General features: G+C 33.4%; 12 protein-coding genes and 1 riboswitch. Of the genes, 7 read left to right on the forward strand and 5 right to left on the reverse strand.

What is annotated here, in order from left to right; all coding sequences use genetic code 11:
• Window positions 1-52 precede the first annotated feature (52 nt).
• On the forward strand, window positions 53-1,330 hold the full coding sequence (gene rodA / locus NH26_RS17880) for a rod shape-determining protein RodA (RefSeq protein WP_044220224.1): 1,278 nt from the start codon (window positions 53-55) through the stop codon (window positions 1,328-1,330).
• A 141-nt stretch (window positions 1,331-1,471) separates the two neighbouring features.
• On the opposite strand, the gene NH26_RS17885 is transcribed toward rodA, so the two are convergent.
• The 3 genes from NH26_RS17885 to NH26_RS17895 all read right to left on the reverse strand — a co-directional run bounded on the left by NH26_RS17885 (window position 1,472) and on the right by NH26_RS17895 (window position 5,976).
• Window positions 1,472-3,868: a patatin-like phospholipase family protein gene (locus NH26_RS17885; protein WP_044220227.1), complete on the reverse strand. Its 2,397-nt coding sequence runs from the start codon at window positions 3,866-3,868 to the stop codon at window positions 1,472-1,474.
• Window positions 3,869-3,937: 69 nt separating this feature from the next.
• The gene (gene metK / locus NH26_RS17890) at window positions 3,938-5,221 is read right to left on the reverse strand and encodes a methionine adenosyltransferase (RefSeq protein ID WP_044220229.1); all 1,284 of its coding nucleotides are present in this window, start codon (window positions 5,219-5,221) and stop codon (window positions 3,938-3,940) included.
• A 23-nt stretch (window positions 5,222-5,244) separates the two neighbouring features.
• The gene (locus NH26_RS17895; protein WP_139263157.1) at window positions 5,245-5,976 is read right to left on the reverse strand and encodes a hypothetical protein; all 732 of its coding nucleotides are present in this window, start codon (window positions 5,974-5,976) and stop codon (window positions 5,245-5,247) included.
• Window positions 5,977-6,001: 25 nt separating this feature from the next.
• Window positions 6,002-6,111: riboswitch (SAM riboswitch) on the reverse strand.
• Window positions 6,112-6,439: 328 nt separating this feature from the next.
• Here NH26_RS17895 and NH26_RS17900 point away from each other — a divergent pair.
• The 6 genes from NH26_RS17900 (at window position 6,440) to NH26_RS17925 (ending at window position 13,672) form a co-directional block, all read left to right on the forward strand.
• On the forward strand, window positions 6,440-8,890 hold the full coding sequence (locus NH26_RS17900; RefSeq protein ID WP_044220233.1) for an outer membrane beta-barrel protein: 2,451 nt from the start codon (window positions 6,440-6,442) through the stop codon (window positions 8,888-8,890).
• A gap of 87 nt (window positions 8,891-8,977) precedes the next feature.
• Window positions 8,978-9,655 carry a response regulator transcription factor gene (locus NH26_RS17905; protein WP_044220235.1) on the forward strand — a complete coding sequence of 226 codons (678 nt, stop codon included), beginning with the start codon at window positions 8,978-8,980 and terminating at the stop codon, window positions 9,653-9,655.
• 3 nt (window positions 9,656-9,658) lie between these two features.
• The gene (locus NH26_RS17910; protein WP_044220238.1) at window positions 9,659-10,936 is read left to right on the forward strand and encodes a sensor histidine kinase; all 1,278 of its coding nucleotides are present in this window, start codon (window positions 9,659-9,661) and stop codon (window positions 10,934-10,936) included.
• Between the two features lie 238 nt (window positions 10,937-11,174).
• Window positions 11,175-12,125: an SDR family oxidoreductase gene (locus NH26_RS17915; protein ID WP_044220240.1), complete on the forward strand. Its 951-nt coding sequence runs from the start codon at window positions 11,175-11,177 to the stop codon at window positions 12,123-12,125.
• Between the two features lie 76 nt (window positions 12,126-12,201).
• Window positions 12,202-12,711 (forward strand): hypothetical protein, encoded by a 510-nt coding sequence (locus NH26_RS17920; RefSeq protein WP_044220244.1) that lies wholly within the window; start codon window positions 12,202-12,204, stop codon window positions 12,709-12,711.
• 37 nt (window positions 12,712-12,748) lie between these two features.
• Complete coding sequence (locus tag NH26_RS17925; RefSeq protein ID WP_044220246.1) at window positions 12,749-13,672, forward strand: helix-turn-helix domain-containing protein; 924 nt, start codon at window positions 12,749-12,751, stop codon at window positions 13,670-13,672.
• Window positions 13,673-13,739: 67 nt separating this feature from the next.
• Here the strand turns inward: NH26_RS17925 and NH26_RS17930 are convergent, their stop codons facing one another.
• Both NH26_RS17930 and tnpC read right to left on the reverse strand, forming a co-directional pair.
• The gene (locus NH26_RS17930; RefSeq protein ID WP_139263159.1) at window positions 13,740-14,249 is read right to left on the reverse strand and encodes a hypothetical protein; all 510 of its coding nucleotides are present in this window, start codon (window positions 14,247-14,249) and stop codon (window positions 13,740-13,742) included.
• Between the two features lie 125 nt (window positions 14,250-14,374).
• A partial coding sequence (tnpC, locus tag NH26_RS17935; RefSeq protein WP_084812133.1) for an IS66 family transposase occupies window positions 14,375-15,534 on the reverse strand: 1,160 nt, incomplete at its 5' end.

The raw sequence follows: 15,534 nt of genomic DNA on the forward strand, positions 1-15,534 counted from the left end.
ATCGAGGCGTTCATAATCACAACGCTTCTTATTTTATATATCCCCTAAAGAAATGCGTGAAAGCACCGGTAAAACAAATGTAGATTGGCTTACTGTATTTATTTATATCACTTTAGTGATTGTAGGTTGGCTAAATATTTATGCTGCGGTTTATCAACCTGATGCTCCTACAAGTATATTTTCATTATCACTCAATTCAGGTAAACAATTGATGTGGATAGGAGGTGCATTATTAATTGCATTTGTAATTATGGTGGTAGATTTTAAGCTCTTTAGTACTATCGCTTATCCCGCTTTTATTATCACCTTATTAATGTTGGCTTTTGTATTAATATTTGGTCACTCTGCCGGTGGTAATACCTCTTGGATTAAAATTGGGTTTATAAGGATTCAGCCTTCAGAATTTGCCAAATTTACATTAGCCTTAGCATTAGCTAGATATATTGATAATCCGGCTGTTAGGGTAGAAAAATGGAGTGGTTTTCTTAGTTCTGTAGCTATAATTCTAATTCCATTTGCTTTCGTGATGTTACAAAAAGATACAGGATCTGCTCTTGTTTTTGCAGCCTTCTTTTTAATGTTATATCGTGAAGGGATGCCTTGGTGGATTATGGCCGTAGGATTATGGGTGGTCTTCCTTTTTGTTACAGCATTGGTAACAGATACTGTTAGTGCTGCTGCTTTACTTGGCGGAATGTCAGTCTTAGCCATTATTTATTTGATATATACCAAAAAGAGCAAGTTGTTTTTATTCCTTGTTTTGGGCTTTGGTACGTTATCATTCCTCTTTACAGAAGGGATTGATTTTATCATGTATGATGTAATGAGACCTCACCAAAGAAAAAGAATTGAGGTACTTGTTAACCCTAAAATTGATCCTTTAGGAGTAGGATATCAAGTAAATCAATCTAAGATTGCTATTGGTTCAGGAGGCTTGTTAGGAAAAGGATTTTTAGAAGGAACACAAACTAAGTTCGATTTTGTACCGGAACAGTCTACAGACTTTATTTTCTGTACAATCGGTGAAGAACACGGATGGATAGGAAGTGTGATAACTATCGGGCTATTTGCAGCATTAATTATTAGATTAATATTATTGGCAGAACGACAGAAATCTACTTTTGCTCGAGTCTATGGTTATTCTGTCTCCTGTGTATTCTTTATACACTTTATGATTAACATGGGAATGACTATTGGTATTTTTCCTGTGATTGGTATTCCGTTACCATTTTTTAGCTATGGAGGTTCCTCCTTGTGGGCATTTACAATGATGTTATTTACTTTCATCAAATTAGATAGTCATCGCTCGCAGATGTTGGCAAGAAAATAATTATCTATTTGAAGGTATTTATGCAACGAAAAAGGATGATGTTTGAATTTTAAGTCAAGCATCATCCTTTTTTATTACCTTATTTTTTATCCAATTAATAAATGATAGATTGGATATATTTTTATGTCAATATAAGTTTTATTACTCTTCAAGTATTCGTTTATTATGCATGATAATACCAATATTAAAGAGGAAGAGTAAATTAAAATCATCCTCACTATAATGACTTGCAGATATGCTTAATGGTCCTATAGGTGAATGATATATCAATGCAGCAGAAGAGGCGTAATCCATTGTTTCTTTTGAGAAAAATGTATATTTCTTCACATTGGGAATAATTTCATTTTTATCAGAACTGTATCTAGTATCAGTAGTGAAGGCATGTCCTTCTAATGATAATTTAAAATTAGGTGTAAAAAGACTTTTTATAAGTTTAATACCACCAGCAAAAAATCTTGGTCCACGGAAACTACTATTAAATATAGTTTTCGAATCTACTAATGGATAATAAATAGGAGAATTAGCTAAAGTGGATGGCGTACTAAATGAGGCTTCATAATTAGACCAAGTAGCATGCCCTCTAACCCCTAGAGTTAGGAATTTTAAATTAAAATACTCTTCGTATTGAGCTTGTAAGGTATACCAATTTCTATCTTCATTTGCAGAAGTTTTTTGAGTGAAAAAGATATCATATATATTTTCTGACCAAATATATTTACCAGAGACTTTTACATGTCGCCCTTCATCTGCAAATTGTTTGCGGTTTAATGTGTTCGATTCCCATAATAGGCCTGTTGTTAAACCATTGTGTTTGTCATGACCTATTAAGTTCGCAGATACTTGTGTTCCAGAACTATCGACATCTACCAAGTAAACTTGATCATAATTATCATTATTCCAGAAATAACCTCCAAAGCCAGTAAATTTAAATTTTCTACCCATTGCAGTACTGATCTTACCGCCAAAGTAATTGTCTTTTCTGAGGACATTAAGACTATTTCTTTTTTCAAAAATCAATTCAGAAGCATTGGCATAATTCCAACGGTTGTGTATAAATTCTGCCCCCAATGAAAAGGGAAGTTGTTTTGCATACAATGATTCTACTTCAAATTTGACCGAATTATAGAAAGATCCCCCCATAGCGTTCAATGAAACTGTGTTCAAGGATCTGGTGAAGACATTAAATTGAGTATTAATATAAAACTGCCCAATATTTCTAGACGCTATATTACCACCAACACCCAATCTTACTTTCTTATTAGGAAATACATCAATATGTAATTTGGGATCTTCATCAAGGCTATCATAATAGAAATAAGCATCTAAATTATTGAAATAATTATTTGATAAAAGCATACTATACCCATTGTAAAGATCATCCATAGAAGCTTTTTTTCTTCTATTTGGTTTGACGATGTTTCTTACAAAAAGGCGTTGACCAAAACTAAGGTTATCTCCTAAATCAACATGACTGATCACTTTTTCATCTGGGTCGAATAATGAATTAAATCTACTTGGTCTTGGTTTTACTTTTGGTTGATCTTCTCCATAAACTTTAACTACAGAATCTATCATGGTTCTTGCAAAGCGATCTCCAATGGCCAGTAGCGAGTCTACAGGTGTAAAATCAGCAGCAGAATATTCGTCTACGGGTACTCCTAAATAGATGTCTTTTTTATCATCAAGGTCTTTGGGGTAAACATTGTTCATGACAATAAACTTCAGAACATTCCCTTTTACAAGTTCTTCGTCTCTGTCATAAGGATATTCTTCAAACATATCATGGGCACCTAAATTAACAGCAATGACCATATCAGGATTAAATTCCTCTTTCATGATATCTACAGGGATATTATTATAAATACCACCATCGTAGACATATTTATCATCAATTTTTACAGGAGAGAAAATTAAAGGAACGGCCATAGAGCCTCTTATCGCATTCATTAATTCACCTTTACCTACAGCTATCGCTTTTCTTTCAAAAATATCGGATACAACAGCTCGAAATGGAATGTCCAAGCTATCAAAATCATAATTTATTTCTTTTGACCTTTTGTAAAGGCGAGCAGATAAATTATAATTTAAAAGACCTGTAGGGATCATTGTCGGATCCCAAGATAAACCATAAATAGAATCATATTCAATATTAAAGTTTACCCATTCAGCACCTCTTTCCTGTCTGCCAAAGTAAAACTGATCTTCAATATTTACTTTTCCAGAGATCCAGTCTTGAAATAATGGATCTCTAATAAATAATTCTAGTTCATCTGATGTATAGCCAGCAGCATAGAAACCACCAACAATAGCCCCCATAGATGTACCGGTTATGTAATCAATCGGAATACCATATTCTTCTAATACTTTAATTACCGTAATATGAGCAATACCTTTTGCACCACCACCACTAAGTACTAAACCAACCGTTTTTCGTTTTTTGGGAGGGGTACTTTGGGAATTGTCTGAAGAGGATTGACTAAAAGTTACAAGCGAAGTAAATAGAAATAAATAACAGAGTATAATTTGTAGAGTGCGCATAATAAAAAAATCCTTGTTGGTTGAAATTACCAACAAGGATTAAGAAATAATATTATTTAAAGAGAAATCTTACAATCCAAAGGCAGATTTAATCTTATCGACATAATCTAGTTTCTCCCATGTAAAGAATTCTACTTCTTTTTTCTCAATTGAAGTAGTTGTTATCTTTTTACCATCTTTCTCTTCGATGTTTCTAATTTCCAATTCTACTTCTTTAGTATAAGGCTCTTGTCCCATATGACCATAAGCGGCTGTTGGAGTGAAGATAGGATTAGTTAAACCTAAACGATCCACAATTGCTTTAGGACGCATATCAAAAATCTCATTCACAATGTTAGAGATTTCAGCATCTGTTTTATCCACTTTTGCAGTTCCATAAGTCTGAACGTTCAACGATACAGGAGTAGATACACCAATAGCATAAGCTACTTGAACTAAACATTCATCTGCAATACCAGCAGCTACTAAGTTCTTTGCAATATGTCTAGAGGCATAAGCAGCAGAACGGTCTACTTTTGATGGATCTTTACCAGAGAATGCACCACCACCGTGAGCACCTTTTCCACCATAAGTATCCACAATAATTTTACGACCTGTTAAGCCCGCATCACCGTGAGGTCCTCCAATAACGAATTTTCCTGTAGGGTTAATGTGGAAGATTGTATTTTCATCGATTAAAGCATTAGGAATAACTGCAGGAATAACGTGTTTTTTTACATCTTCTGCAATTTGAGCTAAAGCGTCATCATTTGATTTATTTGGGAACTCATCGTGTTGAGTTGAAACTACTATAGTATGCACTCTTTTAGGAGTGTTGTCTTCATTATACTCAATAGTTACTTGAGCCTTCGCGTCAGGTCTTAAGTAACCAATTAATTCTGGTTGAGTTTTACGAATTTCAGCTAATCTTTTCACTAGACCGTGTGAGAAAGCCAAAGCCATAGGCATATAGCTAGGAGTTTCTTTTGTAGCGTAACCAAACATCATTCCTTGGTCACCAGCTCCTTGATCTTTATCTACGCCTTCTCCTACATTTACACCTTGAGCAATATCTGGAGATTGACTATGTAAAGCTACTTGTACACCACAAGAGTGAGCAGCGAAATAATAATCTTCTTTATTGTATCCAATTTTATCAATTGTTTCACGAACAATATCTGGAATTTCAACATAAGCTTTTGTAGTGATCTCGCCAGCAATAACTGCTAAACCTGTTGTTACCATAGTTTCACAAGCAACTCGTGAACTAGGATCTTGAGCTAGCATAGCATCTAAAATCGAATCTGAAATTTGATCTGCAATTTTATCTGGATGTCCTTCAGAAACTGATTCGGATGTGAATAAATAGGTCATATTATTGTTATTTATGATATATCTTATTTAAATTTTACGTTCCATTGAGTGATATATTCTGCTTTATCTATACTTGGAATTTTTCCCTTAAAAACCAGTTCTGAAGATCCCATGCGTTCTATTTCATAAGATTTGACAGTTTTAATGGCTCTATTTAGGTTCCAATGATATACATAGGAAGCAGAGTCTATCTGTTCTAACATTACCGATTTGGATTTTTCCGAACTAGGTAAGTTAGATGTGATGATATTCATCCAATTGATGTTTTGGATCCAATCTGCTTTTTTACGTTTTAATTTAATAAAAACGTCCTCTTCTTTAGAGAGATTAATTTTAGACAGAGCTGAATTCAAAGCGTTAATATCAACAAATGCAAAACGAATACCTAACCTCCATCGGGTAGAGTCTAATAAAGTCTTACAATTGTACACACCTGGTAAACTATTTAATTCTTTACTAAGGAGGTGTAATGGTTTTTCAAACTTTTTAGGTTCAAAAACACGTCTATTTTTCTTGTCCTTATAGGTAGATATGATATTGAATAAATCTTGACTTTGTGAAAAATCAAAAGTAAACGAATAATCACCTTTACCACTTTCTGTAATTTCTAATTTTTCTTGTAGCTCAAAGCAACCTGTTAGAAATAACAGAAGACTAATAGATATGATATGCTGTAAATAACTTTTTAAAAACACTAAACCCAATATTAATGGTTCATTCGTGAACTTATCAGTTTTGACAGTATTGCAATGCAATGATTATGAAATTTTTATGGAGTTAAACTCATCTTTTCACGAACACCTTCGTGTTGGGAGTTGGCACCTTGCTTTGTGGAGCGCAGGTTGCCAAGACTTCATAGGGCCCAGTCCCTCTGCCTTTCTTGATAAGATTGCGAGTACAAATATAGAAATGTAATAAAGTAGTACAAAAGTCTTTGAAGTTTTTTTTGACAATACTACATAAATCAACTAGAGTTTTATCAAAGTTGATTTGGTTCATATAGAACTTTAGTGAATTAAAATAACCCATTCAGTATTATAATAGCTATTTATTCAATTGATCTGCATTGAAATTTATCCATTAGAATAAAATTGAAAATGAGTAGATCTTGTAATCTTTATCCGAAGTTTTCATTCTTTTTATGTCGAATTAATATCTCTTCAGATTTAAAACAGATTTGATATATACTTTTGAATAAATTTAATTTTAGAACAGCTCATGTTTAGAAAAACTTCTCAATTATTTACATTTCTGACTTTCATTTTTCTTTCGACAACATTATTTGCAAATAATCCAATTAAGAAAGGAGTCATCACAGGACAAGTAACCGAAGAGGGAACTAATGTACCTGTTGAATACGCTACTGTAAGTGTTTTTACAAAAGAAACGCATACACTAATAGGTGGTACTGTAACTTCAACAGGAGGTAAATTTGTCATTAAAAACCTTCCTGAAGGATCATTTTTAGTCGAGGTGACTTTTATTGGATTCCAAAAAAGTATTCTTGATGATGTCACAATTGATAAATCTAATTATTCCAAAGATTTAGGAGTGGTTGTTTTAACTACAGATGCAGAAGTATTGGAAGCTGTAGAAGTGGTGGGTACTCAAAATACAGTGACGTATGATATTGATAAAAAGGTGGTGAATGTAGGTTCTCAATTCTCTGCAATGTCTGGAACAGCCGTTGATGTATTACAAAATGTACCTTCTATTAATGTAGATGGTGATGGTAATGTTAGTTTAAGAGGAAGTTCTGGTTTCACAGTTCTAATTGATGGACGTCCATCAGTATTAGATGCATCAGAAGCTTTACAACAAATACCAGCTTCGACTATCGAAAATATAGAATTGATCACTAACCCTTCTGCTAAATATGACCCTGATGGTACTGCAGGTATTATCAATATCATAACAAAGAAAAATAAATTAGAAGGAGTAAGTGGTGTAGCCAATGTAAATGTGGGACGCTATGGTCGTTTAGGCGGTGATTTCCTATTGAACTTCAGAAAGAAAAAATGGAGCTACTATATTGGTGCTAATTACAATAAAAGACCGGGACCAGGAACATTAAAATCAGAACGTATTACACAATCAGGTGATACTACTTCTTATATTATTTCTGATGGAGAAAGAGAAAGAACTTTCGAAGTAGCAGGTCTACAAGGTGGAGTTGAATATGCTATCTCTGATAATGATTTTTTAAAATTCTCTGGTAGAGTAGGTGATTTTAAAATGTATGGAGGTATGGATGCCGATTTTTATGAATACAAAAATATCGGAGGTTCTAATAACCCAATTGATGAAAACAGATACATTTCTAGAGAAAAATGGGAAAGAGGTGGTTTATACTATTCTTTAAACCTTGCTTATCAACATAAATTTAAAAAGAAAGGTCATACACTAGATGCCATGGTAGATTATGGAGGAAGAGATATGACGGAATCTTCATTGAATGAATTATATCCTAAGAATGGAGACGGTTCTATTGTAGAAAAAGCATCTTCAGGACAACGTTCTTCAGAAGTAGGGCCAGGAGGTAGATTGAGAGCTAAATTAGATTATACTTTACCAATCGGAGCAACGGATAAAATTGAAGCAGGTTGGCAAACTCGATGGAGTACATCTCAAGATCAGAATGAAGTGTATGAATTAGACCCACTTTCAGGAGACTATATTTTCCAACAGGATTTTAGTTATACTACAAATTATACTCAAACGATTCATTCATTATATGGAATTTATTCTGGTAAGCTAGGAAAACTAGGATACCAAGGTGGTTTGAGAGCTGAATATACCGGTAGAAACGTATCAGTAGTAGGTCAAGAGCAAGATTATCCTGTAGATCAATGGAATATTTTTCCTACTATCCACTTATCGTATAGTTTACCAAAGGATCATCAGTTAATGTTAAGTTACTCTAGAAGAATTGAACGTCCTAGAGGATGGTACTTAGAACCTTTTGTGACTTGGCAAGATGCTTTTAACGTACGTCAGGGTAATCCCAATTTATTACCTGAAAATATTGATTCTTTTGATTTTGGCTATTTGATGAACCTAGGTGAAAAGGCAACGATCAATATTGAATCATTTTATAGAATGACGCATGATAAAATCGAAAGAGTACAAAAGGTATGGTCTGAAGGTGTGATCTTACATACTTATGAAAACGTAGGAACTGATTATGCTTTAGGTTTGGAAACATCGGTGAATCTTCAGCCTTTCAAATGGTGGACTTTAGACATCATGGGTAGTTTGTTTGATTATAAAGTAGAAGGGCAATTAGAAGGTCAAGATTTTAGCAGACAAAGTATTAACTGGAATAGCCGTTTTAATAATACATTTAGATTATCTAAAAATACACAGCTTCAATTAAACAATAGATATACAGGTCCTACGGTTACAGCTCAGGGTAATAACGAAGGGTACTTTGTAATGCAAGCAGCTGTAAAACATTCTATGTTAAAGAAGAAGTTAACTTTAACCGCTTCTATGAATGATGTGTTCGGAACTGCAGTTAGAACAAGTTATTCTGAAGGTATAGGTTTTAGAAACATGCAAGAAGATTTTAGATACGCTCAGTATTTAACAGTAACAGCCACTTACCGTTTGAATAACTTTAAGCCTGCTCGCCGTGGTCAAGGAGGGGGCGGAATGGAAGAATTCTAGGATTTAACCTTTCTTTTTAGGAGTGTATCGCTAGAAATAGTTGTATCTTCACTCACTTTATAGACAATTCATAAAATCTGATTTCGAATGAAATTATTGTTGATAGAGGATAACCCTCATTTAACAGAAGATATACTAAAAGGATTAAGCGACCAAGCCATGACTGTTGAAACAGTAGGTTTGATTGCTGATGCGAAAGACAAGATATCGGTATATGAATACGATATTATTGTGGTCGATCTCGGTTTACCAGATGGCAATGGTTTAGAGATTGTAAAACTTATAAAAGAAATTAACCCAAATACTGGTATACTTATCGTTACCGCTAGAAATAGCATCGACGATAAGGTTACCGGGTTGGATTTAGGGGCTGATGATTATATCACGAAGCCCTTTCATATGGCAGAATTAATTGCAAGAGTTCGTTCTCTTTTCAGAAGAAAGAAATTAAAAGGAAGTACCATCTTAGAACATGGTACTATTAAAATTGATAGCACTTCTTCTACAGTAAAAGTCAACGACCTTATTTTAGAACTGACCAAAAAGGAATACGATTTACTGCTTTATTTTTTCTACAACAAAAATAAGATGTTGACCAAAGAAAATATTGCAGAGCACTTATGGGGAGATCATATTGATCAAGCAGATAATTTTGATTTTATCTATACCCATATTAAAAACCTTAGGAAGAAACTTCAGAAAGAAGGAGCTGGAGAGTACATTAAATCGGTGTATGGTATGGGGTATAAATTTGTGGAGGCTTAATTTATGAACAAGAGACAGACTTTCAATTTATTATCAAAAATTACTTTATTCTATTTGATTTTCACTTTTGTGGTCTTCTATTTTAATGCAAAATTTTTGACTAGAGAAGCGGATGAATTCATCGATTCAGATCTGAATAGAAGATTTGGTTGGTTGGAGCATCGTGTACAATATCATTTAGATAAAGGTACACCAGCAGATTCTCTTTTAGGAAATAGTATTAAGAAAATTGAAAAGGTTTCTAAGCGATGTAAAAAGACTGAATATCCTATCATCGAAGATGTTACAATTTATCATTCTGATATTGAAAGAAATCTCATTCACCGTAAGAAAATTGTTCTTATAGAGTCTAATAAACAACTTTATAGAGTGGAAATGGACAAGGAAGTCCAAAATTATTATTATTTCCGTGATGATATTTTCGATTATCTTATCCCTTCTTTTGTGGTTTTAATCGTGATTACGGTTGCATTTAATCTACTCTTACAAGGCTACTTTTTACGACCATTTAGACGCATTTTAGAGCAGATGCAGTTGTTTAAAGTAGGGAAGTCGGAAGATATTCAAGAAGTGAAAACCATGACAAAAGAGTTTGTAGAAATGCAAAACCTTTTCCTCACTATGGTAAAACAAATTGATGCAGATTACAATCACTTAAAAGAATATACAGAAGATGTAGCTCACGAACTACAAACGCCATTAGCTATTATTCGAAATAAAGCAGAGGGATTGTTATTTTCTGAGAAGCTAGAAGAACAAGATGCTAAAGTTGTAAAGACTATTTATGATGAGGCCAACCATCTTTCAAGACTTGGTACAACACTCAATCTGATTACAAAAATTGATAATGGTGAATTTACTGCAGTTACAGAATTAAATACATCTGAAGAAATAAATAATCAGATAGAGGCTATTGAGGAACTGGCTCAGTTGAAATCATTAGTAATTGAAAAAGAGTTATCAGAAGAGCACTCTTTAACTATAGATCCTTATTTATTTGATATCGTCCTTAAAAACTTATTGAAAAATGCTATTCGATACGGTACATCAGAAGGACCAATCAAAATAAAAACAACTCAAAATACTTTGGTAATAAGTAATTATGGTAAACCATTGTCTTTTGCTAAGGATCAATTATTTCAGCGTTTTGTAAAAGGATCTGACAGCGATCAATCCTTAGGTTTAGGTTTAGCTCTTGTAGCAAAGATCTGTGCTGTTTCAATATTAGAAATTGATTATAAATACGAGAGACATCAACATATTTTCACCTTAAAAGGGTGAATTTTACAATTATTTTATTAGGTTTACGCTCGGAGAAATTTTCTCCTAAAACTGAACAAACAATTAAGAATTTATTTACCAATTCAGATTATCCAACTTTCATTATTAACGCCACTATTTTTAGTGGCGTTTTGCTTTTGTCAAAATGTATACAACTTCTGCCAAAAAGTGTTAGTTACTGCTTTACTAATTTTTTGATATTTGTATCATAATCATTTTACAATCAGATAAAAACATTATGAATACTAAAAATAATTTCGGAAAAAAGGGTTGGACACCAGAACTAATTAATTCTCTTGAAGGTAAAACTTTTGTGATCACAGGAGCTAATGCAGGAGCGGGTTTTCAAGCAGCAACAATATTACTTAGTAAAGGAGCAGAGGTGGTGATGTTAAACCGTAATCCTCAGAAATCTCAAAAAGCTATTGACGATTTAAAAAATCAATTTGGAGAAAATGCTAAAGTATCTTTTATAAAAATGGACTTGTCTTCTCAACAATCAGTTCGAGAAGCAGCCAATGAAGTGAATGCTAAAGTTCCTAAAATCGATGCTTTAATGTGTAATGCAGCTATTGCTCAAGTGGCATCTCAAGAGTTTACAGTAGATGGTTTCGAAAGTCAATTAGGAACGAATCATTACGGTCATTTTCTTTTGATCAATATGTTATTTGATAAGATTGAAGCCTCTGAAGGAAGAATTGTAATAGTATCAAGTTTAGGATATAAAATGGGATTGAAAACTATTCAATTCGATGATATGAATTTTGATCACAATTATGATGCAAATACAACGTACTGTCATAGTAAATTAGCTCAGATGATGATTGGTTATGAACTTCAAGACAGAATTAAAGCAGCTAATAAAAATGTCAAAGTATATGTTTGTCACCCAGGGTCATCAAAAACTTCTTTGATTAACGATAAAGCTTCATTTATTACAAGGTTCGCTTTTAAGTTAATGTCGATGTCACCAATGGTACAATCTGCAGAAAAAGGTTCTTATCCAGAAGTGATGTGTGCTACACAAGACGGTTTAAAAGATAAAGCTCTATATGGTCCTACAGGTAGAATGGAATGGGTAGGTCCAGTGGGTGAAGGTACTTTGGAAGGCTTTGCTTTGGATAAAGAAGTGGCTAAAAAACTATGGAACATTTCAGAAAAAGAAACACATTGTAAGTGGAATTTTTAATATAATTCAAGACATCATTTACTATTTGAAATAAGTTATATTTAGTGAACTTTAAATTGCTAAAAAATTACTCAACATGGATATCATTAAAACATCAACAGATTGGGCGAAAGCCGAAGTTTTCTCATCATCATTTTTTATGCTTTCTGGAGGGTTATTCCTTTTAGCAAGCGTAGCATTCTGGTATTTAGGGAAAACGGAAATGGCGAAGGCTTATGTTACTCCAACAATAGTAGTAGGAGTATTACTTTTCATTATAGGAGCAGGTATTTTTTATGCGAATAAAACAAGAGTAAATAGTTTTGTAGAAGACTATAATAAAGATGCTTCCGCTTTTGTGGAATCAGAGATTGTACGTGTGGATAAATCTTTAGGTGAATACAATACAGCGGTCTTTAAAGTAATTCCTTTGATTGTGATTATAGCTTGTGGTCTGATCATTTTTATGGATAGTCCTATTTGGAGAGCAAGTTGTGTGACTGTGGTAGGAATGATGTTCGTGATTATGTTGATAGATACTAATGCGAATCAGCGTTTGGTGATGTATAAAGATAAATTACTGATGGTTTCAGGCCAGAACCAATAACTATTGGAAAGTATCTCTAACATCGAATTATACCAAAATGAAAGAAATAAAATTTAATACGATTTCAGAGTTTACAGAAGCTCAACAATTGCCTGAGCCAGAAAATCCTCTGTTTACGATTGGTCAAAAAAAACTCAACGACCAAGAAATTGAAGATTGTATTTCATCCAATCAAGAGTTTAGTTATAGCAATAAGTTTTATTTGATTAGCCTGAAAAGAATTGTATCAGGAGAAATCATTTATGGGAGAACAAAGTACGATAGTAGCAAGGGTACATTATTGTTCTCTGCACCTAATCAAACATATAAAGTAAAGGACATTGTTGTAAGTTCTGAATCATGGTTTTTAGCTTTTCATGAGGACTTTATTCGAGGAGAAGAGATTCAAAAATTGATCAAAAATTATAATTATTTCAATTATAATGTCAACGAGGCATTGCACCTTTCTCCTAAAGAAGAGACTACAATTAAATCAATTTTCAAGAACATTGAAGTAGAATATCAAAATAATCAAGACGAGTTTAGTAAGGATATTATATTAACTCATCTCGAAGCTTTATTAAAGTATGCTGATCGTTTTTATAAGCGTCAGTTCTTGAATCGAAAAGATATAAATAAGGCCCTTTTTACTAGGTTTACTGAAATTCTGAATGAGTATTTTGAGAATGATCAGTTTGAACAACAAGGAATGCCATCCATGGAATGGTTAGCGGCTCAATTAGAAGTAAGCCACCGATACATGCGAGATACTATTAAAGCTGAAACTGGTAAAACAGCTATTGATCAAATCAATATGTTTGTGATAGAGGAAGCTAAGAATTTATTATTAGCCCCTAAGGCATCAATTTCCGGAACAGCTTATAAATTAGGGTTTGAATATCCACAGTATTTTTCAAGAATGTTTAAGAAGAAGACTGGTGTAACCCCCAAAGAGTATATTGATACAGCTAGTTTGAATTAAAAAGAACGTATAAAAAAGCTAACCTAATTAATTAGGTTAGCTTTATATTCATTCACTTCAACTAATATTATTTTTCGTAGAAATAACGATAACCGTCTATATAGAATGAGATATAAGATGGAGTTTCTACGTGATCAATATTAACGATTTCTGTCATTCTATCAGGCTCTCCATTATAAGCGGTGTAATCAAGATAAACATCCATATGGTTTTCTACAGTAAATACTAATTTGTAGTTAACTTGACGACCATTAGGTTGTGTTATTATTCCGGTTAGATCAGAATTACTTACAGTTTGTGGCTCGTAAGAAAGTCCTTCGCCCACACCTTCTTTTTCTTTTAAATAGATTTCTTGGTGTAATCCTTCACCCACACCTTCTTCTAAACTTACTAAAGTAGCATCAGGTTTAGTTTGAGTAACACTATCTTCATGAGCTGAAACTGCTGCATTAGGATTTGTTTCTGTTTGTGTAATTATACTTTGTTCTTGAACTGGAGTAGGTTCGTTATCATGACTACAAGAAACTAATGATAACATTGAAATAGCAACAATAGATGAGATGATTAGATTTTTCATAATAGTATATTATTAGTAATTTTTTTATTTTATTTTAACAAATGTCACAATTAGTAATACGATTTTAATATTTTTTTAGGTTTTGAATTGTAAGCAGTCGGCAAACCCGCACTTGTCTACACCAACTATTTAACAGGCAGTAGTTCCTCTAGTTTATTGATAGGGTAATCATCAATAATCTCAAGTGTATTTTTCAGCCATTGATAGGGTTCTACGTCATGCATTTTTGCTGTAGCGAAAAAGGAATAAAACATTGCAATTTGTGCAGCACCTTGTTCATTACCTGCAAACATATAGTTTTTTCGACCTATTGCAAGTGGTCGGATTTTATTTTCGATAGGGTTATTATCAATGAGAAGTTCACCGTTCTTGAGATATTCACGTAATCCTTTTTCATGATTGAGAAAGTAAGTAATAGCTACACCAATATCAGTTTTAGGTAATACCTTTTGCTCCTTTGCCCATTGGAAGAGCTTATTAATAATTGGAGTAGCATATTTTTCTCTCTCTAATTGAATTTCTTCTGCTTTTGTATCTGGTTGAAACGTTTTTTCTAATTCATAGAGCTTTGAGATAAGGTTAACTACTTCGGAAGCGGGTTTATAGCCCCCTTTATAGGCCTTAAAAAAGTATCGACGTGCGTGTGCCCAACAATTTAAATGTGTAATTGCTGTAGTGTTTTCAAAATAATCATACCCTTTATAACCATCGGTTTGGGCATAACCTTTAAAATCTCCAAGGTGTTCTTTCAGATATTTCCGATCTCTTCCATTGGCATAATGAATGGAAAGAATTTTTTCTTTTGGATCCAAATAATACCACATATAGCCTTGGTGTGCTTTCCCTTTTTTACCTGTTCCCATTACTTTAATGGTAGATTCATCCATTTGAAGGTAGTTGCTCTTCTTTATTTTCTGTGATAATAGTTCAAATAAAGGCGTTAGTTTGTCTGCAACCTTCTTTTGTAAATCGATCAGCGTTGTATTTTTCAGATAGACATCTTGTCTTTCAAACTGCTTGATGAAGCGATGGATCGGAATGTGATCTACAAATTTACTGATGATCATCTGAGCGGCTAAACTTGCTGATGCAATAGATTTAGGGAAAGGCAGATGAGAAGGTAAAGCCGACTGACTAAATACACTATCTCCATTTTCCTGTTCTTTGACGTAGCGAGGTCTAATGATTCTTCGAACATACAAACGTGCGGGTTCACACTCAAGCACTTCCGTAATATCTTCACCTACTTTACGCCACCCTTTTAAATCATGCTCAGGTTCAATAA

The organism is Flammeovirga pacifica (assembly GCF_000807855.2).
Classification (GTDB): Bacteria; Bacteroidota; Bacteroidia; order Cytophagales; family Flammeovirgaceae; genus Flammeovirga; species Flammeovirga pacifica.